Here is a 23111-nt window from a genome sequence, read left to right as displayed (position 1 = left end):
AGGTTGCGGGGATGTGACAAGGGGCGCGAATGCGCCCCTCGGATCAGCTCAGCTCCAGCCAGATCGGCGCGTGGTCGGAGGGTTTCTCCATGGCGCGCAGTTCGTAGTCCACGCCGCCGTCCTTGAAGCGCGGCTGCAGGGCGGCGGTGGCCAGGATGACGTCGATGCGCAGGCCCCGCTTGGGTTCGTCCTCGAAGCCGCGGCTGCGGTAGTCGAACCAGCTGAAGCGGTCGTTCACCTCGGGGTTCAGGTGGCGGAAGCTGTCCACCAGGCCCCAGTTCTTGAGAGTGGCCAGCCACTCGCGCTCTTCCGGCAGGAAGCTGCACTTGCCGGTCTTCAGCCAGCGCAGGCGGTTGCTCTCGCCGATGCCGATGTCGATGTCCTCCGGGGAGATATTGATGTCGCCCATCACCACCAGCGCCTGGCTCGGGTCGAAGCGCTCCTGCAACAGTTGCTGCAGGTCGGCGTAGAAGCGCTGCTTGGCCGGGAACTTGACCGGGTGGTCGCGGCTTTCGCCCTGGGGGAAGTAACCGTTCATCACGGTCACCGGGTTGCCCTGGGCGTCGGCGAAGGTGCCGTAGATGAAGCGCCGCTGGGACTCCTCGCCATCGTTGGGGAAGCCCTTGTGCAGCGCCAGCGGTGCCTGGCGCGAGAGCAGGGCGACGCCGTAGTGGCCCTTCTGCCCGTGGTAGTGCACGTGGTAGCCGAGCGCGCGGATTTCCGCCTCCGGGAACTGGTCGTCGGACACCTTGGTTTCCTGCAGGCCGATCACGTCCGGCTGGTGCTTCTCGATCAGGGCCTGCAACTGATGGGGGCGGGCGCGCAGGCCGTTGATATTGAAGGAAACGATCTTCATGGAGGGTTACCGGCGGGAAAAACAGCGATGCTAGCCCAGCTTCCGGCGCCTGGCGAGGGCAGGGCGGCGGTGCTACCTTGGCTGGCGACCCGCCCGAACCATAACAACAAGAAGTTCACTACAAGAGGTCAGCCTGATGCCCCACCGCACCGCCGAAGTCCGCCTGCTCGACCATGGCTACAGCCGCGAGGCCCGCTCCCTGCTGTACCACGCCTACCGCCACGACCCCACCTTCGCCTACCTGTTCGAGAGCGAGCGCCCGGGCTTCGACCAGCGGGTACGCGCCACGGTGCGCGAGCTGGTGCACCAGCATTTCGCCGAAGATCTGCCGGCGATAGGCCTGCTGATCGACGAGCGCCTGGTAGGCATCGCGCTGATCGCGCCGCCGATCCGCCGGCTGGGCATCACCGAGAGCTGGGGCTGGCGCCTGCGCATGCTGATGACCACCGGCTTCCGCTGCACCCGGCGTTACCTCGAGTACCACGACGCGGTGCTCGCCTGCCTGCCGCCGGGGCCCTACCACGTGCTGCCGCTGCTCGGGGTGCATCCCCAGTTCCAGGGGCAGCGCCTGGGCGAGCAGCTGCTCTCCGCGCTGCACGACTGGTGCGCGGCGGACGCCGGCTCCCAGGGCGTGGTGCTGGATACCGGCAACCCGCATTACCTGGAGTTCTACAAGCGCCAGGGCTACGAGGAGATCGGCGAGGTGGCGCTGGGGCCGATCCGCGAGCACGTCTTCTTCCATCCCAACCCGCAGGCGGCGAAGCAGGCGAGCGCCTAGCCGGACGGTGCGAAAACGGGCGGGGGCCTGTGCTAGCATCCTCCGCCATGAGTTATCCAGGAAGGCTGCTCGTCGTTTTCGTTTCGTTCGTCCTCGCCTCCGGCGCCCTGGCGCAGGCGCGGCTCGACCTGCGCATCGAACCGCCCAACGCCGAGTTGAAGCGCAATATCGAGGGCCACGTCGGCAGCCTAGACGCCGATGACGAAGAACAACTGCAGCGCCTCAGCCGCGTGGTGGAGGCCCAGGCACGCCGCGCCGGCGAGGCGCTGGGCTACTACCAGGCACGGATCACCAGCGAGGTGCGCTCTGGCCGCGAAGGGCCGCGCCTGGTGCTGCGCATCGTGCCGGGCGAGCCGGTGCGGCTGCGCAACGTCGACATCCGCATGGTCGGTGAGGCGCTCGCACTCAAGGACTTCCGTCTGCCGGCCAGCCGCGAGTTGCGCCCCGGCGCTCGGCTCGACCACGGCCACTACGAAGACGCCAAGCGGCTGATCCAGAACCAGGCCTCGCGCTACGGCTTCTTCCGCGGCCGTTTCACCCGGCACCGCCTGGACATCGACCCGCTGGCCGGCGTCGCCGATATCGAGCTGGTCTACGACAGCGGCCCGCGCTACCGGCTCGGCGAGGTGAGCTTCAGCGGCGACTCGCCGTTCGACGACGAGCTGCTGCAGCGCATGGTGCCGTTCCCGAAGGATGTGCCCTACGACTCCGAGCTGATCGCCGACCTCTACGAGTCGCTGCAGGGCAGCGGCTATTTCGACGGCGTGCGGGTCGACGCCGTGCCGGCCCAGGCCAGCGGCGAGAGCATTCCCGTCAACGTCCAGCTCACCACGCGCAAGCCGCGCACCTTCGGCATCGGCGGCGGTTTCTCCACCGACGTCGGCCCGCGCGGGCGCTTCAACTGGACGCGCCACTGGGCCAATCGCCAGGGCCACAGCTACGGCTTCGAGAGCGAGCTGTCGGCCCCCCGGCAGAACGTTGGCCTGTGGTACGACGTGCCGCTCGACCCGCCACTGACCGACAAGCTGCGCTTCGCCGGCGGCTACCAGTACGAGGAAATCGCCGATACCGACAGCCTCAGCAAGCTGCTGAAGATCGGCCCGGAATGGCACCACCGGCTGGACAGCGGCTGGCAGCAGGTGCTCTCGCTCAAGTGGCAGCGGGAGGAGTACGAGCTGGGCGACGACTCCGGCCTGAGCAACCTGGTGATGCCCGGCGCCAGCTATTCCTACCTGCAGAGCGACGACCGCCTGGATCCGAGCAACGGCTACCGCATCCAGGCCGACGTGGCGGTGGCCAAGAAGGGCCTGCTGTCCGACGCGGACGTGGTGCACGGCAACCTGATGCTCAAGGGCCTGACCACCCTGTGGACGCGCCACCGCTTCCTCGGCCGCCTGCAGGTGGGCGGCACCGAGACCACCGACTACGATTCGATCCCGCCGTCGCTGCGCTACTTCGCCGGTGGCGATCAGAGCGTGCGCGGCTACGACTACCAGTCGCTGTCGCCCGAGGATCGCGAGGGGCGCAAGGTCGGCGGCCGCTACCTGATCGCCGGCAGCCTCGAGTACCAGTACGCCTTCGCCGACAAATGGCGCGCCGCCGCCTTCGTCGACCAGGGCAACGCCTTCGAGTCGCTGGAGATCCCGACACTCAAGACCGGGGTGGGCTTCGGCATCCGCTGGGTGTCGCCGGTCGGGCCGCTGCGCCTGGACCTGGCCCGCGCGCTGGACGACGACGGCGGCTTCCGCCTGCACTTCTCCATGGGGCCCGAGCTGTGACCGGCCGGCGCATCGGGCTTGGCCTGTTGCTCCTGCTGCTCGGGCTGCTGCTTGCCGTCGCCCTGGTGCTGGGCACCACCGGTGGCAGCCGCTGGCTGCTGGCGCGCCTGCCCGGGGTGGCGGTCGAGTCCTTCGAGGGTCGCCTGGCCGGTGAATGGCAGGCCGAGCGCCTGATCTGGACCGACGGCGCCCAGCGGGTGGAACTGGTCCAGCCGCGCTTCGCCTGGTCACCCGCGTGCCTGCTGCGCCTGACCCTCTGCCTGCGCCGGGTCGAGGCCGAGCGGGTGAGCCTGGTGCTGCCGCCGGCCACCGAGGCCGACGACACGCCGTTCGACCTGCCGGCGCTGCGCCTGCCGCTGTCCATCGAGCTGGAAGAGGCGCGGGTCGGACAACTGGTGATCGACGACGCCGACCCGCTCAGCGACCTACAGCTGAGTGCACGCTGGGTCGGCGACGGGCTGCGCATCGAGCGCGCCAGCGTACGCCAGGGCGCGCTGGCCCTGGAACTGACCGGCCACCTGCTGCCGGAGGGCGACTGGCCGCTGCGGGCCGAAGGCAGCCTCGACCTGCCCGCGCCGGACGACCAGCCGTGGCGGCTGGCGCTAAAGGTGGACGGCGAGCTGCGCCAACGCCTGCGCCTCGCGGCGGACAGCAGCGGCTACCTGGCTGGACGCCTGACCGGCGAGGTCGAGCCTCTGGCCGAGCATCTGCCGGCCAGCGCACACGTTGAGGTGGACGGCTTCAAGGCCAGCGCCGAGCTGCCGGACACCCTGCGCCTGGACCACGTCATGCTCAATGCCACCGGCAATCTCGCCGACGGCTACCGGGTGGAGGGCGGCGCCAGCCTGCCGGGCGAGGGCGGTGCGGTGGGCGTCACCCTCAAGGGTCGGGTCGATGCCGCCGGCGCCGAGATCGCGGCCCTGCGCCTGGAAGCCGGCGAAGGCCGCAACGCGGTGCTGGCCGGCACGCTCGACTGGCGCGAAACCTTCGCGGCGGACGCGCGGCTGGACTGGCACGACTTCCCCTGGCCCCGCCTGTATCCCCTCGACGAGCCGCCGGCGGTCAGCGCGCAACGCCTGCAGGTACAGCTGCGCTATCGCGACGGTGCCTACCAGGGCCAGGTGGACGCCGACCTGCTCGGCCCGGCCGGCGAATTCAGCCTCGCCACCCCGGTCGATGGCGACCTGACCCAGGTGCGCCTGCCGGCGCTGCAATTGAGTGCAGGGCAGGGCGAGATAAAGGGCGACCTGGGCCTGCGCTTCGCCGAGGGCATCGCCTGGAGCGCCGATCTCGACGTCGACCGGCTCGACCCCGCCTATTGGCTGGCCGAGCTGCCCGGCACCCTGGCCGGTCGCCTGCGCAGCCAGGGCGAATGGCGCGACGACAAGCTGGCCGCCAGCGCCGATCTCGACTTGAAGGGCCGCCTGCGCGGCCAGACGGCGGCGCTCAGCCTCCAGGGCGACGGCGCCGCCGAGCGCTGGCGGCTCGCCGCCCTGGAGCTGCGCCTGGGCGACAACCGGGTGCAGGGCAGTGGCACCCTGGACCAGCGGCTGGCCGCCCGCCTGCAACTGGCCGCGCCGAGGCTCGGCCAGCTCTGGCCGGGCTTGCGTGGCGCGCTCGACGGCACCCTCGACCTCGGCGGCAGCCTGGAGGCCCCGCAAGGGCAACTGGCCCTCGACGGCCGCGCGCTCGGGCTGGAGGACCACGAGCTGGGCCGGCTGGACCTCGCGGTGCGGCTGGACGATGCCCAGCGCGGCACCCTGGAACTGACGGCCTCCGGCATCCGCCTGGGCGACACCGACCTCGGCACCCTGACCGCCAGCGGTGGCGGCGACCGGCGCCAGCAGCGCCTGAGCCTGGACCTGCGCGGCGAGAAGCTGCAGGCCGCGCTCGGCCTGGATGGCCGGCTCAGCGAGGAGAAGACCGGCTGGCGCTGGAACGGCCGCCTGGCGAGTGGCGAACTGCACAGCGGCGGTCAGGACTGGCGCCTGCAGCAGCCGGCGAGCGTGGAGCGCCTGGCCGACGGGCGCCTGACCCTGGGCGCCCACTGCTGGGTTTCCGGCGACGCCAGCTTCTGCGGCGAGACCAACCGGCTGCTGCCCGAGCCGCATCTGCGCTACCGCCTGCAGGCCTTCCCGCTGGCCAGCCTGGCGCCCTGGCTACCCGACGATTTCGCCTGGCAGGGCCAGCTGTCCGCCGATGTCGCGCTGGACCTGCCGGCGGCCGGCCCTCGCGGCGACCTGCGGGTGAGCGCCGATGGCGGCACCTTCCGCGTGCGCGAGGGCGACCGCTGGCTGGACTTCCCCTACCAGCAACTGAACCTGGTCACCCAGTTCAAGCCGCAGAGCATCGACAGCCGCCTGGCCTTCTCCGGCGGCCCGCTCGGCACGCTCGACATGCAGGTGCGGCTGGACCCGCGCCCCGCGGACCGCCCGCTGAGCGGCGACTTCCGCCTGGCCGGGCTCGACCTGGCCGTGGCCCGCCCGTTCCTGCCCGGGGTCGAGCACCTGGCCGGCCAGTTGAACGGCGCCGGCCGTTTCAGCGGGGGCCTGCTGGCGCCGCGCATCGACGGCAACCTGACGCTCTCCGGTGGCGAACTGTCCGGCGGACAACTGCCGATGGACATCGCTCAGCTGACCCTGCGCGCGCTGATCGCTGGCGAGCAACTGCAGGTACGCGGAGACTGGCGTAGCGGCGAGCAGGGCCGCGGCAGTGTCACCGGCCAGGCGAGCTGGACCGCCGGCGACCTGAATGGCGATCTGCAGCTGCGCGGCGAGCGCCTGCCGGTGCGGGTGGAACCCTATGCCGATCTGGAGGTGGCGCCCAACCTGGTGGCGCGCCTGGCCGACGGGCAGCTGGCCATCGCCGGCGAGGTGGACGTACCACGCGGCGCCATCCGCATCCGCCAGTTGCCGCCGTCGACCGTGACCGTCTCGGAGGACGCCGAGGTGGCCGGGCGCCAGGCACCCCAGCGTCAGGGCCTGCAGATGGCCATGGATATCGAGGTCAGCGTCGGCCGCGACAAGCTCACCTTCGAGGGCTTCGGCCTCGGCGCCGAACTGGCCGGCCGCCTGCGCATCGGCGACAACCTGGATACCCGCGGCGAACTCAACCTGAACAAGGGCCGCTACCGGGCCTATGGCCAGCGCCTAGACGTGCGCCGTGCGCGGCTGCTGTTCACCGGGCCCATCGACCAGCCGTTCCTCGACGTGGAGGCGGTGCGTCGGGTCGACGAGGTGACCGCCGGCCTGCGCATCAGCGGCAACGCCGCCCAGCCGCGTACCCAGGTGTTTTCCGAGCCGGCGATGAGCGAGGAGCAGGCGCTGTCCTACCTGGTGCTCGGTCGCCCGCTGGGCGGCACCGGCGAAGACAGCAACCTGCTCGCCGAGGCCGCGCTCGGCCTCGGCCTGGCCGGCAGCGCCTCGGTGACCGGCGACATCGCCAGCCGCCTGGGCATCAGCGACTTCCAGCTGGATACGGCCGGCTCCGGGCAGAAGGCCAGCGTGGTCGCCAGCGGCCGGCTGTCCGAGCGGCTCAGTCTACGCTACGGCGTCGGCGTGTTCGAGCCGGCCAACACCATCGCGCTGCGCTACGACCTGACCCGCCGTCTCTATCTGGAGGCCGCCAGCGGCCTGGCCAGCTCGCTCGATCTGTTCTATAAGCGCGACTTCTAAGAACCTGTTCACGATCTTCCGTATACGAGAAACCATATTGTAGGAGCGGCTTCAGCCGCGAACCGAGATGGCACAGTAAAAGCTTCGCGGCTGAAGCCGCTCCTACAACTGTGTCTACTTTCTGCTCTCGCGAGATCGTGATCAGGCTCCAATAGGCTACGCACTTTCCGGCGACCGACGCCGGGCCGGCCGGACAGAGGGAAGCATGTACAAATACGGAGCGTTCTTCGCGGCCCTGCTGCTGGTGCTGATCCTGCTGCCGTTCGGGCCGCGCCAGCAGAGCCTGTCGCCGGCCGAGCAGGCCGAGCGCGACGCCCGTTGCCACAGCGGCCGGCTGGACAACGCCGGGGTCAACCAGGCCATGGAAGACGGCCACGCCATCGACCCGCAGTACCGCTGCATCACCCGCGAATCCGTCGCCGCCCAGCAGAGGGCGGCCGTGGAGCGTGAGGCCTACCAGCGCGCCCGCGCCGAGGAACTGCGGGTGCGCGAGCAGGAGCGTCTCGAAGAGGAGCGGCGCCTGGCGGCGCGCACCTTGCCGGTGGCCCGGGCGCAATGGCGGACCCGCGTGCACGAGGCGATGAACGAACAGCCGTCCACGCCGATGCCGCAGCCGCCCGCCGCCTTGTTCGTGCCGTTGAAGTACCGTAGCCAGGGGCTGGAACTGACCGCCTTCGTTTCCCCCGACCCCGGCCGAGGCGAGCGGCTGCCGCTGATGATCTGGCTCACCGGCGGCGATACCAACAGCCTGGGCGAGTTCTGGGTGCCGGGCCCGCCGAGCGACGACCAGTCGGCCAGCGCCTACCGCGAGGCGGGGATGCTGATGATGTTCCCGGCCCTGCGCGGCGGCAACGACAACCCCGGCCGCCGGGAAGCCTTCTGGGGCGAGGTGGACGACGTGCTCGCCGCGCTGGAGGCCGCGCGCCGGCTGCCCTACGTCGATCCGCAGCGGATCTACCTGGGCGGGCACAGCACCGGCGCGACCCTGGCCCTGCTGGTCGCCGCCAGCGGCGCCTCGGTCAACGCGGTGGTGGCGCTGGGGCCGGTGGCGGACATCTCCGGCTATGGCGACCTGTTCGGCGTGTCCTGGCGGCGCCTGCCCCGCGAGGAGGTCGGCCTGCGCTCGCCGGCCGGCTGGATCAGGCATGTCGCCAGCCCGACCTGGATCGTCGAGGGCGCGCGCAGCCCGTCCAACGTCGGCGAGCTGGAGCGGCTCTGCGGCGCCGACATGGACAACCCGCTGGTGCATTGCCTGCGGGTGCCGGGCGAGGACCATTTCTCCCTGCTGGCACCGCTCAACCAGCGGCTGGCCGCGCAGATCGTGGTCAGCGGCCGGGTCGAGCTGAGCGAAGAAGACTTTCAATAGGCTGCGCGATCCTGCGGGTGCCGTTCCGCTTCCCAGCGGCTATCCTGCGGGTTCACCGTATCCCATCACCCCATACTCAAAGGAAACGTTCATGGCTCAAGTCACCCTCAAGGGCAATCCGATCCAGGTCGAAGGCCAGCTGCCCCAGGCAGGCCAGCAGGCCCCGGCGTTCAGCCTGGTCGCCAAGGACCTGTCCGACGTCACCCTCGCCAGCCTGGCCGGCAAGCGCAAGGTGCTGAACATCTTCCCGAGCGTGGACACGCCGACCTGCGCCACCTCCGTGCGTAAGTTCAACGCCGAGGCCGGCAAGCTGGCCAACACCGTGGTGCTGTGCATCTCCGCCGACCTGCCGTTCGCCCAGGCACGCTTCTGCGGCGCCGAAGGCCTGGACAACGTGGTCAACCTGTCCACCATGCGCGGTGCCGGCTTCCTCGCCGACTACGGCGTGGCCATCGCCAACGGCCCGCTGGCCGGCGTCGCCGCCCGCGCGGTGGTGGTGCTGGACGAGCAGGACAAGGTGCTGCACAGCGAACTGGTCGGCGAGATCGCCGACGAACCGAACTACGCCGCGGCCCTCGACGCGCTGAAGTAAGTCCCGCAACAACTGGAAAAGGCCTGCTGTCAGCAGGCCTTTTTTCTTTTGTACTCAGCCACTTGGTGCCGCCGGGGAAGGGTAAATGGGTGGTAAAGACCCTATGCACCACAGCTAAGAGTCCTTATCGTTCACCCTCCCAGGAAAAGTGACCTCCCACCCCTATGTCCGATACTCGCTCCGCCTCGCGTTCCTCCCGTAGATGGCTGTTGGTCGTGCTGCTGATCGCCGCCGTTGTTCTGGCCTGGTGGCTGTGGCCCGGCAAGGGCGAGGAGGGGCCGGCGAAGGCCCGCGCGCCGGGCCCCTGGAGCGGTCCGGTGCCGGTGCGCGTGACCAGCGCCACCCGCGGCGATTTCGAGGTGGAGCTGAAGGCGCTGGGCACGGTGACTGCGCTCAACACGGTGAACGTGCGCAGCCGGGTGGACGGCGAGCTGGTCAAGCTGATGTTCGAGGAAGGGCAACTGGTCAAGGCCGGCGACCTGCTGGCGCAGATCGACCCGCGTCCCTACCAGGTGGCGCTACAGCAGGCCGAGGGTGCCCTGGCGCAGAACCAGGCGCAGCTGAAGAACGCGGAGATCGACCTGGCGCGCTACAAGGGGCTGTTCGCCGAGGACTCCATCGCCCGGCAGACCCTGGACACCCAGGAAGCGCTGGTCGGCCAGTACCGGGGCACGGTCAAGAGCAACCAGGCGGCGGTCGCCGAGGCGCGCCTGAACCTGGAGTTCACCCGCATCCGCGCGCCCATCGCCGGCCGCCTCGGCCTGCGCCAGGTGGACGTCGGCAACCTGATCACCGCCGGCGACACCACGCCGCTGGTGGTGATCACCCAGGTGCAGCCGATCTCGGTCAACTTCACCCTGGCCGAGAACGAGCTGGCGCCGGTGTTGGCCAAGGTGCGCGACAACCAGAAGCTGAAGGTGGAGGCGCGCGACCGCAGCGAGCAGAACGTGCTGGCCGAGGGCGTGCTGCACAGCCTGGATAACCAGATCGACGTCGCCACCGGCACGGTCAAGCTCAAGGCGCGCTTCGATAACGCCGACGAGAGCCTGTTCCCCAACCAGTTCGTCAATGTGCGCCTGCGCGTGGAGACCCGCCACGACGCGCTGCTGATTCCCTCCGCCGCGCTGCAGTTCGGTTCGCGCGGGACCTTCGTCTATGTCCTCGACCAGAACGACAAGGTTGTGGTGCGCTCGGTCAAGGTGGGCGCCAGCGACGGCGCCACCACCCTGATCAGCGACGGCCTGGAGGAGGGCGAGCGCCTGGTGCTCGAAGGCACCGACCGGCTCAAGGACGGCAGCGAGGTGCAGATCATCGGCGACACCGATGCCACCCAGACCACCCCGCAGGCCCCGGCGAAGACCGGCGCATGAACGCCTCCCGCCTGTTCATCCTGCGGCCGGTTGCCACCACGCTGATCATGGTGGCGATCTTCCTCAGCGGCCTGATCGCTTACCGGCTGCTGCCGGTGTCGGCCCTGCCGGAGGTGGACTATCCGACCATCCGCGTGCTGACCCTGTACCCGGGGGCCAGTCCGGAAGTGATGACCAGCGCGGTGACCGCGCCGCTGGAGCGCCAGTTCGGCAAGATGCCGGGCCTGCAGCAGATGTCCTCGACCAGCTCCGGCGGCGCCTCGGTGATCACCCTGCGCTTCACCCTGGAGGTGAACCTCGACGTCGCCGAGCAGGAAGTGCAGGCGGCGATCAACGCGGCGACCAACCTGCTGCCCAACGACCTGCCGGCGCCGCCGGTGTACAACAAGGTCAACCCGGCCGACACGCCGGTGCTGACCCTGGCGATCAGCTCCGAGACCATGCCGTTGACCGAGGTGCACGACCTGGTCGACACGCGCATGGCGCAGAAGATCGCGCAGATCACCGGCGTCGGCCTGGTCAGCCTGGCCGGCGGCCAACGCAAGGCGGTGCGCATCCGGGTCAACCCGCAGGCGCTGGCCAGCCACGGCCTCAACCTGGCCGACGTGCGCGCGTTGATCACCGCATCCAACGTCAACCAGCCCAAGGGCAACTTCGACGGCCCGACCCGGGTCTCGCAGCTGGACGCCAACGACCAGTTGCAGTCGGCCGAGGCCTACCTGGACCTGATCCTCAAGTACGAGAACGGCGCGCCGCTGCGCCTGCGCGACGTCTCGACCATCATCGACGGCGCCGAGAACGAGCGCCTGGCGGCCTGGGCCGACCGCACCCAGACGGTGCTGCTGAGCATCCAGCGCCAGCCCGGCGCCAACGTCATCGACGTGGTCGAGCGCATCCAGTCGCTGCTGCCGCAGATTACCGCGTCGATGCCGGCGAACATCGAGGTCAAGCTGCTCACCGACCGTACCCAGACCATCCGTGCCGCGGTGCGCGACGTGCAGTTCGAGCTGGTGCTGGCCATCGGCCTGGTGGTGCTGGTGACCTTCCTGTTCCTGCGCAAGGTGTCGGCCACCATCATCCCGTCCATCGCCGTGCCACTGTCGCTGATCGGCACCTTCGGCGTGATGTACCTGGCCGGTTTCTCGGTCAACAACCTGACGCTGATGGCGCTGACCATCGCCACCGGCTTCGTGGTCGACGACGCCATCGTCATGCTGGAGAACATCGCCCGCCACCTGGAGGAGGGCGAGACGCCGCTCAACGCCGCGCTCAAGGGCGCGAAGCAGATCGGCTTCACCCTGATCTCGCTGACCTTCTCGCTGATCGCGGTGCTGATCCCGCTGCTGTTCATGGCCGACGTGGTCGGCCGCCTGTTCCGCGAGTTCGCCATCACCCTGGCGGTGGCCATCCTGATTTCCCTGGTGGTGTCGCTGACCCTCACGCCGATGATGTGCGCGCGCCTGCTCAAGCAGGAGAAGGACGAGGACCAGAGCCGCTTCTACCGCGCCAGCGGCGCCTTCATCGACGGCCTGATCGAGCGCTACGCGGTGGGCCTGCGCTGGGTGCTGCGCCACCAGCCGCTGACCCTGCTGGTCGCCCTCGGCACCCTGGCGCTGACCGTGGTGCTGTACCTGGCCGTGCCCAAGGGCTTCTTCCCGGTGCAGGACACCGGCGTGATCCAGGGCATCTCCGAGGCGCCGCAGAGCATTTCCTTCCGCGCCATGAGCGAGCGCCAGCAGCGCCTGAGCGAGGTCATCCTGCGCGACCCGGCGGTGGCCAGCCTGTCGTCCTACATCGGCGTCGACGGCGACAACGCCACCCTCAACAGCGGCCGCCTGCTGATCAACCTCAAGCCCCACGCCGAGCGCGACGTCACCGCCAGCGCGGTGATCGAGCGTCTGCGGCCGGAGCTGGCTAAGGTCGCCGGCATCCAGCTGTTCCTCCAGCCGGTGCAGGACCTGACCATCGAGGACCGGGTCAGCCGCACCCAGTTCCAGTTCAGCCTGGAATCGCCGGACGCCGCCCTGCTGGAGGAGTGGACGCCCAGGCTGACCGAGGCGCTGAGCGACCAGCCGGAGCTGATCGACGTGGCCAACGACCTGCAGAACCGCGGCCTGCAGGTGTACCTGAGCATCGACCGCGACACCGCCTCGCGCCTGGGGGTGAGCGTCAGCGCCATCGACGACGCGCTGTACGACGCCTTCGGCCAGCGCCAGATTTCCACCATCTATACCCAGGCCAGCCAGTACCGCGTGGTGCTGGAGAGCCAGGACGGCGGCCGCATCGGCCCGCAGGCGCTGCAGCAGATCCACGTCGCCACCGCCGACGGCCAGCAGGTGCCGCTGGCCTCGTTGGCGCGCGTCGACGAGCGCGCCGCGGCGCTGGTGGTCAACCACATCGGCCAGTTCCCGGCGGTGACCATGTCGTTCAACCTAGCCAGCGGCGTGTCGCTGGGCGAGGCCGTCGAGGTCATCGAGCGGGTGCAGCACGACATCGGCATGCCGGCCGGCATCCAGAGCCAGTTCCAGGGCGCTGCCGAGGCGTTCCGCGCGTCGCTGTCGAGCACGCTGCTGCTGATCCTGGCGGCCATCGTCACCATGTACATCGTGCTCGGCGTGCTCTACGAGAGCTACATCCACCCGATCACCATCCTCTCGACGCTACCCTCGGCGGGCGTCGGCGCGCTGCTGGCGCTGCTGCTGACCGGCAACGACCTGGGTCTGATCGCCATCATCGGCATCATCCTGCTGATCGGCATCGTCAAGAAGAACGCGATCATGATGATCGACTTCGCCCTGGAGGCCGAGCGGCACCAGGGTATGACCCCGCAGGAGGCGATCTACCAAGCCGCGCTGCTGCGCTTCCGGCCGATCCTGATGACCACCCTGGCGGCGCTGTTCGGCGCCGTGCCGCTGATGCTGGCCACCGGTTCCGGCGCCGAGCTGCGCCAGCCGCTGGGCCTGGTGATGGTCGGCGGCCTGCTGCTGAGCCAGGTGCTGACGCTGTTCACCACGCCGGTGATCTACCTGTGGTTCGACCGCCTGGCCCGGCGCTTCTCGGGCCGCGGCGCGGCGGGAGTGGCGGTGTGATGCCAACCTCTGGCACAAACCGCCCCCTCTCCCTCCGGGAGAGGGTTAGGGTGAGGGGGATCTCGGCCACTCGGTCCTTATCCGACCTGCTGCAAGCGGCCGGGGCAATGATCGTCGGCGTGCCGAACCACAGCCAGCTGGCACCTACAGGGGCCACGGCATGAACCTCTCCGCGCCCTTCATCGCGCGCCCGGTGGCGACGCTGCTGCTGAGCCTGGCGATCATCCTGCTCGGCGCCGTGAGCTTCGGCCTGCTTTCGGTGGCGCCGCTGCCGAAGATGGATTTCCCGGCCATCGTGGTCGACGCCAACCTGCCCGGCGCCAGCCCGCAGATCATGGCGTCGAGCGTGGCCACGCCGCTGGAGCGCTCGCTCGGCAGCATCGCCGGGATCAGCGAGATGACCAGCCGCAGCAGCCAGGGCAACACGCGGATCATCATCCTGTTCGACATCGGCCGCGACGTGGACGCCGCCGCCCGCGAGGTGCAGGCGGCCATCAACGCCTCGCGCAACCTGCTGCCCAGCGGCATGCGCAGCATGCCGACCTATCGCAAGTTCAACCCGTCCCAGGCGCCGATCATGGTGCTGTCGCTGACCTCCGACGTGCTCGGCAAGAGCCAGCTGTACGACGTGGCCGCCACCGTGCTGGCGCAGAAGCTGTCGCAGGTCACCGGCGTCGGCGAGGTGCAGATCGGCGGCAGCTCCCTGCCGGCGGTGCGGGTGGCGCTGGAGCCGCGCCTGCTCGACCAGTACGGCATCGCCCTGGACGAGGTTCGCAACGCCATCGTCCAGGCCAGCGTCGACCGGCCCAAGGGCGCCCTGGAGGACGACCAGCGCCACTGGCAGATCCAGGCCAACGACCAGCTCGACAAGGCCGCCGACTACCGCCCGCTGGTGATCCGCTACCAGAACAACGCGCCGGTGCGCCTGGGCGACGTCGCCCAGGTCGTCGACGGCGTCGAGGACCGCTACAACAGCGGCTTCTACAACGACAACGACTCCGTGCTGATGGTGATCAACCGCCAGCCCGGCGCCAACATCATCGAGACCATCGAGGACATCCGCGCCGAGCTGCCCGGCCTGCAGGCGGTGATCCCGCCCAGCGTGCACCTGGAAGTGGCGATGGACCGCTCGCCGGTGATCCGCGCCACCCTGCACGAGGCCGAGCGCACCCTGCTGATCGCCGTGGGCCTGGTGATCCTGGTGGTGTTCGCCTTCCTCGGTCGCTGGCGCGCCGCGCTGATCCCGGCGCTGGCGGTGCCGGTGTCGCTGGTCGGCACCTTCGCGGTGATGTACCTGCTGGACTTCTCCCTCAACAACCTGTCGCTGATGGCGCTGATCATCGCCACCGGCCTGGTGGTGGACGACGCCATCGTCGTGCTGGAGAACATCTCGCGCCACATCGAAGCCGGCGAGAAGCCGCTGGCGGCGGCCTACAAGGGCTCGAAGGAGGTCGGCTTCACCCTGCTGTCGATGAACCTGTCGCTGGTCGCGGTGTTCCTCTCCATCCTGTTCATGGGCGGCATCGTCGGCAACCTGTTCCGCGAGTTCTCCATCACCCTCACGGCGGCCATCGTCGTCTCGCTGCTGGTGTCGCTGACCCTCACCCCCATGCTCTGCGCCCGCTGGCTGCGCGCGGAGGGCGGCGAGCGCACCCCTGGGCGCGTGCAGCGTGTCGGCGCGCGGGTGCAGGAGCGGGTGGTGGCGGCCTATTCGCGCAGCCTGGACTGGGCGCTGCGTCACTCCCGGCTGACCCTGTTCAGCCTGCTGCTGACCATCGGCTTCAACGTCTACCTGTTCGTCGAGGTGCCCAAGACCTTCATGCCGCAGCAGGACACCGGCCAGCTGCTCGGCTTCATCCGCGGTGACGACGGCCTGTCGTTCCAGGTCATGCAGCCGAAGATGGAAATCTACCGCCGCGCACTGCTCAAGGACCCGGCGATCCACAGCGTGGCCGGTTTCATCGGTGGCTCCGGCGGGATCAACAACGCCACCCTGGTGATCCGCCTGAAGCCCATCGACGAGCGCCGGGCGTCCTCCCAGGAGGTGATCGACCGGCTGCGCGAGACCATGCCCAAGGTGCCCGGCGGGCGCCTGATGCTGATGTCCGACCAGGACCTGCAGTTCGGTGGCCGCCAGGGCCGCAGCACCGAGAACGAATTCGTGCTGCTGGCCAGCGAGCTGAGCGACCTGCGCACCTGGCTGCCCAAGGTGCGCGACGCCCTCGCGGCGCTGCCGGAGCTGACCGACATCGACGCCAACGAAGGCGAGGGTGCCCAGCTGATCAGCCTGGAGATCGACCGCGTCACCGCGCAGCGCCTGGGCGTGGACATGGCCATGGTCACCTCGGTGCTGAACAACGCCTTCAGCCAGCGGCAGATCTCCACCATCTACGACACCCTCAACCAGTACAGTGTGGTGATGGAGATCAACCCGAAGTACGCCCAGTATCCCGAGGCGCTGGACCAGATCCAGCTGATCACCGAGAGCGGCGGGCGCGTGCCGCTGTCCGCCTTCGCCCGCTGGACCCGCAGCCTGGAGGAGGACCGGGTCAACCACCAGGGCCAGTTCGCCGCCGAGAGCATCGGCTACGCCCTGGCCAAGGACGTGACCCAGGAACAGGCCAACCGCGCCATCGCCCGCGCCGTGGCCGAGGTCAACCTGCCCACCGAGGTGCAGGGCGTGCTCGGCGGCACCGGCGGCCAGTTCGAGAAGGAGGCCCAGGGCCAGCCGCTGATGATCCTCACCGCGCTGCTGGTGGTGTACATCGTGCTCGGCATCCTCTACGAGAGCTACATCCACCCGCTGACCATCCTCTCCACTCTGCCGTCGGCCGGCGTCGGCGCGCTGCTGGCGATCCTGATCACCGGCGGCGAGTTCAGCCTGGTGTCGCTGCTCGGCCTGTTCCTGCTGATCGGCGTGGTGAAGAAGAACGCGATCCTGATGATCGACCTGGCCCTGGAGCTGGAACGGGACCTGCGGCTGACGCCCCAGGAGTCGATCCGCCGCGCCTGCCTGCTGCGCTTCCGGCCGATCATGATGACCACCTTGGCCGCGATGCTCGGCGCGCTGCCGCTGCTGCTGGGCCAGGCCGAAGGCGCCGAGATGCGTCAGCCGCTGGGTCTGGCCATCGTCGGCGGCCTGGTGCTCAGCCAGTTGCTCACCCTCTACACCACACCGGTGGTCTACCTGTACCTCGACCGCCTGCGCCACCGGATCAACCGCTGGCGCGGCGTGCGCAGCGACGCCGCCCTGGAAACCCCGCTATGAATCCAATGCTGTTCAGCCCCCGTGGGAGCGGCCTTGGCCGCGAAGCTTTGCTGTCCGCCCCGTTCGCGGACAAGTCCGCTCCCACAGGGTTGGCCCAACCACTGGCCGCGTCCGACCATTCCTCATGTGAACAGCATCATGCTATGAACCCTCTTCCCGTAGGGCGGGTGCAACCCGCGCGCTCCTCTCCGTTTCGCCTCGCGGGTTTCACCCGCCCGGCGGCGATCGCCCTGGCGCTGCTGGTCGCCGGCTGCGCCGTCGGCCCGGACTACGGGCGCCCGGACAGCGCACCATCCCTGGCCTTCAAGCAAGCCGCCGGCTGGAAATCCGCCGCGCCGGCCGACACCGAGCTGCGCGGCGACTGGTGGACGCTCTACGGCGACGCCGAGCTGGATGCGCTGGTGGCGCGCCTCAACGCCAACAACCAGAGCCTGGCCAGCGCCGAGGCCAGCTACCGCCAGGCTCGGGCCCTGGTGCGCGGCGCGCGGGCTGGCTTCTTCCCGACCCTGGGCCTGAACACCGGCGTGACCCGCGCGGGGCAGGGCGGTGGCGACAACACCATCAGCACCTCCGATGGCGTGAGCGTCAGCGGCGCCAATGCCTCGACCGTCTCCAAGAGCTACGAGGCCAGTCTGGGCGTGAGCTGGGAGCTGGACCTGTGGGGCAAGCTGCGCCGCCAGCTGGAGTCGGACCGCGCCGGCCTGGAGGCCAGCGCCGGCGACCTGGCCGCGGTGCGCCTGAGCCAGCAGTCGGAACTGGTGCAGAACTACCTGCAACTGCGGGTGATGGACCAGCAGAAGCGCCTGCTGGAGGAAACCGTGGCGGCCTATCGTCAGGCCTTCCGCATCGCCGAGAACCAGTACCGGGCCGGCATCGTGCCGAAGTCCGACGTGACCCAGGCGCTGACCCAGCTCAAGGGCACCGAGGCCGAGGCGGTCGACCTGGAATACCAGCGCGCCCAACTGGAGCACGCCATCGCCGTGCTGGTCGGCGTGGCGCCCTCGGAGTTCGAGCTGGCGGTGCGTGACCAGGTGCCGGCGCTGCCGGCCGTGCCGGTCAGCCTGCCGTCGACCTTGCTGGAGCGGCGCCCGGACGTAGCCGCCGCGGAGCGCCGGGTGATCGCCGCCAACGCCCAGATCGGCGTGGCCAAGGCCGCCTACTACCCGGAGCTGAGTCTGTCGGCCACCGGCGGCTACCGCAGCGGCAGCCTGGACAACTGGATCAGCTCGCCCAACCGCTTCTGGTCCATCGGCCCGTCGTTCGCCATGACCCTGTTCGACGGCGGCCTGATCCGCTCCCGGGTCGAGCAGGCCGAGGCCAGCTACGACCAGACCGTGGCCGACTACCGGCAGACGGTGCTGACCAGCTTCCGCGAGGTGGAGGACTACCTGGTGCAGCTGGCCGTGCTGGAGCGCGAGGCGGTGGTGCAGCAGGAGGCCCTCGACGCCGCCCGCGAATCGCTGCGCCTGATGCTCAACCAGTACAAGGCCGGCACCGTGGAGTTCACCGACGTGGTCAGCGTGCAGACCACCGCGCTGTCCAACGAGCGCACCCGCCTGAGCCTGCAGGGCAGCCGGCTGACCGCCAGCGTCCAGCTGATCGCCGCCCTGGGCGGCGGCTGGCCGGGCGTGGTGGAGGAATAGTCAGGGCTTGATGGTCGCCTCGACCCGGACGATCCTGGGCGTGCCGTCGATCAGGCGCACGCTGGCGGTTTCCTGCATGCCGGTGGTCATCTCGTGGCCGTTCATCGACAGCGTCTCGCGGGTGCGGTCCCTGACCGTCGCGCTCTGGCCGTCCTCGGCGATCTCGATGGACTCGATGTCCACTTCCATGCGGTAGCTGTCCGGCGCGCTCCAGCCCTGCTTCAGCAACTGGCGGTACTGCTCCGCGTCGAGTTCCACGCTGCCCTGGGGGGCGGAGATGTGGATGCGCACGTCGTCGCTCATGTGCGCCAGCGTGGCGTCGATGTCCCGCTGCGTGGCAGCGGCGGCCACGTCGTCGTACAGCGCGCGGATGCTGGCCTCGGTCAGCGTGGTGTCGGCATGGGCGAACGGAGCGAGCAGGCAGAGCAGGGACAGCGCGAGCTTGTTCATCGACCTTCCTCGGAAACGCCTTCGACATGAAGGCCTGCCGCGGATGCTAGCGGCATCGCCCCGGGGAAAGGAACCCCGACCGGTTCGCGTTTCTGACGACACCTGGCCGACGCTCAGCAGATCGTGAATAGGTTCTAGGCGGCTTCCTCCGCCAGCCAGTCCAGCAGCGCCCTGACCGCCGGCCGCCGCTCGCGGCCCGGTACATGGCGCACCCGGTAGCGTGCGCCGGGCAGGCTGATGTCCGCGCGATAGGCGCGCAGCAGACCTTTTTCCAGGCTGTCCGAGACCAGCACCGAGCTGGCCAGCACCAGCCCCTGGCCGGCGATGGCCGCCTGCAGCGCGTAGTGCTCGTCGGGATAGTCGCGGCGCACGCTGTGCAGGGGCCAGTCCTCGCCGACGGCGGCGATCCAGTCCTGCCAGTCGGGCAGCTCGGGTTGCGGCGCGGGCCAGGCGACGCCGATCAGCTCCGTCGCGCCTGCCGGCAGACGCTGCACCAGCGCGGGCGTGCCGTAGGCAGCGAAGCATTCTTCCATCAGCGGGATTTCCAGCAGCTGCGGGTGCTCGCCGAAGCCACAGCGGATGGCCAGGTCGAGGCTGGAGTCGCGTTGCAGGTCGACCAGGGTGTTGCTGGTCTCGATGCGCACGCGGATGCCGGGGTGGCGCCGGTAGAAGCGCCCCAGGCGCGGGATCAGCCAGAGCGCGGCGAACGCCGGCGTGGCGCTCAGGCTGAGGCTGTCGTCGTGCGGCTGCGGGCGCAGCGCGTCGACCGTGCGGCCGATCTCCAGCAGGGCGCCGTGCAGGCCGTCCTGCAGCCGCTCGCCCTCGTCGCTGAGGCGCACACCGCGGCCCAGGCGCACGAACAACGGCTTGCCCAGCCAGTCCTCCAGGCCGCGGATCTGGTGCGAAACCGCGGTCGGGGTGACGTTCAGCTCCCCGGCGGCCGCCTTGAAACTGCCCAGGCGGGCGGCGGATTCGAAGGTGCGCAGGGCGCTCAGCGGCAGGTGGGAGAACATGGCGATCCAGGTGAGTTCTATTCATCCTGGCGCACTATACGTCATTTGTTTCGCCCGCTCCGGCTGCCTAGATTGGCGCCCATGAAGACGCCTCGTCCGAGGCCGGCAGCCTGGGAGGAAGATGATGCAAGGGTCACGTCGCAAGATCGCACAGGCGCTGTTGTACGAGCTGGTGGCGATCCTCTTCGTCTCGCCCATGATCGCCTGGTGGTTTGGCGAGAGCATGGTCTACTCGGGCACCCTGGCCATCCTGCTGTCGCTGATCGCGATGGCCTGGAACGTGCTGTTCAACGCCCTGTTCGAGCGCTGGGAGGCGCGTCAGGCCCGGCGCACGCGCAACCTGCGGCGACGCCTGCTGCATGCCGCCGGCTTCGAAGGCGGGCTGGCGATCATCCTCGTGCCGGTGATGGCCTGGTGGCTGGACATCGATGCACTGACCGCGTTGCTGGCGGACCTTGGCCTGCTGGTGTTCTTCTTTTTCTACGCCTTCATCTTCCAGTGGGCGTTCGACCTGGCGTTCGGCGTGCCGGTGTCGGCCAGCGGCCGAGAAAGTCGGGATGGGTGATTTCGGCTCATGTAAACAGGCTATGTCCCTGTTAGTGGTGGCCCACCTTGTGGGAGCGGCCTTGGCCGCGAATGTCGCGGCTGAAGCGGTTCGCCGCCCGATCACTTCTACAAAGCACGCCGGTGCAACAGGTAAAGGGGGACATAGCCGAAAAGCTATGTCCCCGTTAGATGTTGTAGTGCCTGACACCTTCTGGATCCCCGCCTGCGCGGGGATGACGGTTTCGGAAGAAACTCCACCCTACCTCGTCATTCCCGCGCAGGCGGGAATCCAGGAGCAGGCAGCCGCAGTGTTCAGATAGAGGGACTTGGCCGAGCAACGCGTAGGGTGGATTGGCCGCTTGCCGGCGTAACCCACCGGCGGTGCCGCGGTCGTTGGGGCATTCCGATTGGCCGTGACATTCGCGGCCAAGGCCGCTCCCACAAGGTGTGCAGAAACTCACGGGGACATGGCAAAAAAAAGCCCGGCCAGAGGCCGGGCGAGTGGAGCAAGGGGATCAGGCGGTTTCTGCTAGGGATTCGATCTGTTGCTGCGCGGCCACCTCGCCGATCACCAGGATCGCCGGGCTCTTGAGCTGGAAGTCGGCGGCCGCCTGCTGCATGGTGGCCAGGGTGCTGCGGCACTCGCGCTGGTGGGGCAGGGAGGCGTTCTCGATCATCGCCACCGGCATGTCGGCGCGCATGCCGCCGGCCAGCAGGCTGTCGCGCACCTCGGGTAGCTTGGCCACGCCCATGTACACCACCAGGGTGGTGCCGCCCTGGGCCAGGGCCTGCCAGTTCAGCGTGCTGTCGTCCTGGGTGTGGGCGGTGACCAGGGTCACGCCGCGGGCCACTCCGCGCAGGGTCAGCGGGATGCCGCAGCCGGTGGCGCCGGCCAGGCCGGCGGTGATGCCGTTGACCATCTCCACCTCGACGCCGTGCTCGGCCAGCCAGTCGGCTTCCTCGCTGCCGCGGCCGAAGATGCACGGGTCGCCGCCTTTCAGGCGGACCACGCACTTGCCCTGGCGGGCATAACGCAGCATCAGGCGGTGGATGAAGTCCTGCGGGGTGGAGCGGCAGCCGCCGCGCTTGCCCACCGGTACCACGCGGGCGCCGGGGCAGTGCTCCAGCACGGCCGGGTTGACCAGGTCGTCGATCATCACGATGTCGGCCTGGGCGAGGGCCTTCACCGCCTTGAGGGTCAGCAGCTCCGGGTCGCCGGGGCCGGCGCCCACCAGCCAGACTTTTGCGTTCATGGTTTTCTCCTCGGGCTTGTCCGTGGCGCTCTGAGGCGCCTGGGTATTCGATCTGTCTGTTTCAGACGGAGGCGGCGGAAAAGCCGCTGTCGTCGTACAGCCCGCCGCCCAGCGGCGCATCTTCGAGCGCCAGCTTGCGGTACAGGCTGCCGACGGGGTCGAAGTGGGCGGGGGTGTCGCCGCTCGCCGTACCCCGGTAGCGGGCTGTGCCGAGCATCGCCAGGTGGTTGGCGCAGACCCGGGCCTGCTCGAACAGCGGGGCCACCAGGCCGCAGGCGATGCCGCGATGGCTGACGCATTCGCCGACCGCGTAGATGCGCGGGTCGAAGGTCTGCAGGGTGTCGTCCACCTGGATGCCGTGGTTGCAGGGAATCCCGGCCTTCTCGGCCAGCCCGGTGTTGGGGCGGATGCCGGTGGCCATCACCACCAGGTCGGCGGCGATGCTGTCGCCGCCCTCGAATTGCACAGCGCAGACACGGCCGGTGCCGTGGTCGAGCAGCTCTTCGGTCTGCTCGCCCAGGCGGAAGCGGATGCCGCGGGCTTCCAGGGCCTGTTGCAGGCGCTTGCTGGCGGCCTGGCCCAGCTGCCGTTCCAGCAGCCAGTCGGCGAGGTGCGCCACGGTCACGTCCATGCCGCGCTGGCGCAGGGCATTGGCCGCCTCCAGGCCGAGCAGGCCGCCGCCGATGACCACCGCGTGGCTGTGGCGGCGGGTGATCTCCAGCATCTTCTCGGTGTCGGCGATATCGTGGTAGGCGATCACGCCGCCCAGGCGGTTGCCCGGTATCGACAGGATCACCGGGGTGGAGCCGGTGGCGAGGATCAGCCGGTCGTAGCGGGCGCTGCTGCCGTCGTCGGCGAGCACCACGCGCCGCTTGCGGTCGATGCTCACGACCTTGCGCCCCAGACGCAGATCGATGCCGTGCCCGGCGTACCAGTCGAGGCCGTTGAGCACGATGTCGTCGAAGGTGCGTTCGCCGGCCAGTACCGGCGACAGCAGGATGCGGTTGTAGTTGGGGTGCGGCTCGGCGCCGAACACGGTGATGTCGTACAGGTCCGGGGCGAGCCGGAGCAGTTCCTCCAGGGTCCTGACCCCGGCCATACCGTTGCCCACCATCACCAGTTTGAGTCTGTCCATGTCGCCGTCTCCTGCCTGAACGCGTGAAACCGGATCGCCGGAGCGATTGCCGAGGTTGATCTCAGGGCCAGGGCGGCGGGAGACAAAAAAGGCGTCCCACCAGTTGCCTGGCGAGGACGCCTTTGTCCAGGTCCCGATCGAGCGGGAGGGCACCGTCTTCCGCATTGAGGGCGGTGCCGTTGTAGATTTGCGAATTCGTCATTGCAGAGGGCATGCCAACTGGCCGATGCCATCTTTTACGGCGCATTCGCGCGGTTTTTCCGGACTTTCCCCAGTACCGGCGCACTGTTTTAGGACCTG

The 23111-nt window shown here is 69.4% G+C and carries 14 protein-coding genes and 1 pseudogene; 10 read left to right on the top strand and 5 right to left on the bottom strand.

The window, feature by feature from the left end:
* Window positions 1–43: 43 nt before the first annotated feature.
* The gene (gene xthA, locus N7640_RS22100) at window positions 44–856 is read right to left on the bottom strand and encodes an exodeoxyribonuclease III (protein WP_279905683.1); all 813 of its coding nucleotides are present in this window, start codon (window positions 854–856) and stop codon (window positions 44–46) included.
* Window positions 857–992: 136 nt separating this feature from the next.
* Between xthA and N7640_RS22095 the strand changes: the two genes are divergently transcribed.
* From N7640_RS22095 to N7640_RS22055, 9 genes are all read left to right on the top strand, one after another.
* Complete coding sequence (locus tag N7640_RS22095; protein WP_220815144.1) at window positions 993–1634, top strand: GNAT family N-acetyltransferase; 642 nt, start codon at window positions 993–995, stop codon at window positions 1632–1634.
* A gap of 47 nt (window positions 1635–1681) precedes the next feature.
* Window positions 1682–3412, top strand: coding sequence for an autotransporter assembly complex protein TamA (locus tag N7640_RS22090; RefSeq protein WP_279905681.1), 1731 nt, complete (start codon window positions 1682–1684; stop codon window positions 3410–3412).
* Window positions 3409–7086 carry a translocation/assembly module TamB gene (locus N7640_RS22085; protein ID WP_279905680.1) on the top strand — a complete coding sequence of 1226 codons (3678 nt, stop codon included), beginning with the start codon at window positions 3409–3411 and terminating at the stop codon, window positions 7084–7086. The genes N7640_RS22090 and N7640_RS22085 overlap by 4 nt, the downstream gene beginning before the upstream one ends.
* 205 nt (window positions 7087–7291) lie before the next feature.
* Window positions 7292–8452 carry a prolyl oligopeptidase family serine peptidase gene (locus tag N7640_RS22080; RefSeq protein WP_279905679.1) on the top strand — a complete coding sequence of 387 codons (1161 nt, stop codon included), beginning with the start codon at window positions 7292–7294 and terminating at the stop codon, window positions 8450–8452.
* 91 nt (window positions 8453–8543) lie between these two features.
* A complete protein-coding gene (gene tpx / locus N7640_RS22075; protein WP_279905678.1) occupies window positions 8544–9044 on the top strand; it encodes a thiol peroxidase in 501 nt (166 codons plus the stop codon).
* 164 nt (window positions 9045–9208) lie between these two features.
* The gene (locus N7640_RS22070) at window positions 9209–10414 is read left to right on the top strand and encodes an MdtA/MuxA family multidrug efflux RND transporter periplasmic adaptor subunit (RefSeq protein WP_279905677.1); all 1206 of its coding nucleotides are present in this window, start codon (window positions 9209–9211) and stop codon (window positions 10412–10414) included.
* The gene (locus N7640_RS22065) at window positions 10411–13503 is read left to right on the top strand and encodes an MdtB/MuxB family multidrug efflux RND transporter permease subunit (RefSeq protein ID WP_279905676.1); all 3093 of its coding nucleotides are present in this window, start codon (window positions 10411–10413) and stop codon (window positions 13501–13503) included. The genes N7640_RS22070 and N7640_RS22065 overlap by 4 nt, the downstream gene beginning before the upstream one ends.
* A 160-nt stretch (window positions 13504–13663) precedes the next feature.
* Window positions 13664–16771 carry an efflux RND transporter permease subunit gene (locus N7640_RS22060; RefSeq protein ID WP_279905675.1) on the top strand — a complete coding sequence of 1036 codons (3108 nt, stop codon included), beginning with the start codon at window positions 13664–13666 and terminating at the stop codon, window positions 16769–16771.
* A 143-nt stretch (window positions 16772–16914) separates the two neighbouring features.
* Window positions 16915–18414: an efflux transporter outer membrane subunit gene (locus N7640_RS22055; protein ID WP_279905674.1), complete on the top strand. Its 1500-nt coding sequence runs from the start codon at window positions 16915–16917 to the stop codon at window positions 18412–18414.
* Here the strand turns inward: N7640_RS22055 and N7640_RS22050 are convergent, their stop codons facing one another.
* Together N7640_RS22050 and N7640_RS22045 are read right to left on the bottom strand one after the other, a co-directional pair.
* Window positions 18415–18864 carry a nuclear transport factor 2 family protein gene (locus N7640_RS22050; protein WP_279905673.1) on the bottom strand — a complete coding sequence of 150 codons (450 nt, stop codon included), beginning with the start codon at window positions 18862–18864 and terminating at the stop codon, window positions 18415–18417.
* Window positions 18865–18998: 134 nt separating this feature from the next.
* Entirely contained in the window at window positions 18999–19877 is an 879-nt protein-coding gene (locus N7640_RS22045; protein WP_279905672.1) for a LysR substrate-binding domain-containing protein, read from the bottom strand.
* Between the two features lie 124 nt (window positions 19878–20001).
* Between N7640_RS22045 and N7640_RS22040 the strand changes: the two genes are divergently transcribed.
* Window positions 20002–20442, top strand: coding sequence for a PACE efflux transporter (locus tag N7640_RS22040; protein WP_279905671.1), 441 nt, complete (start codon window positions 20002–20004; stop codon window positions 20440–20442).
* A 496-nt stretch (window positions 20443–20938) separates the two neighbouring features.
* On the opposite strand, the gene cobA is transcribed toward N7640_RS22040, so the two are convergent.
* Both cobA and N7640_RS22030 read right to left on the bottom strand, forming a co-directional pair.
* Complete coding sequence (cobA, locus tag N7640_RS22035; protein ID WP_279905670.1) at window positions 20939–21676, bottom strand: uroporphyrinogen-III C-methyltransferase; 738 nt, start codon at window positions 21674–21676, stop codon at window positions 20939–20941.
* A gap of 85 nt (window positions 21677–21761) precedes the next feature.
* A pseudogene (locus tag N7640_RS22030) lies at window positions 21762–22811 on the bottom strand (FAD-dependent oxidoreductase); the annotation flags it as partial.
* Window positions 22812–23111 lie beyond the last annotated feature (300 nt).

This window comes from Pseudomonas sp. GD04015, assembly GCF_029837675.1.
Lineage (GTDB): Bacteria > Pseudomonadota > Gammaproteobacteria > Pseudomonadales > Pseudomonadaceae > Aquipseudomonas > Aquipseudomonas paralcaligenes.
This window is presented reverse-complemented; position numbering and strand designations above follow the sequence as displayed.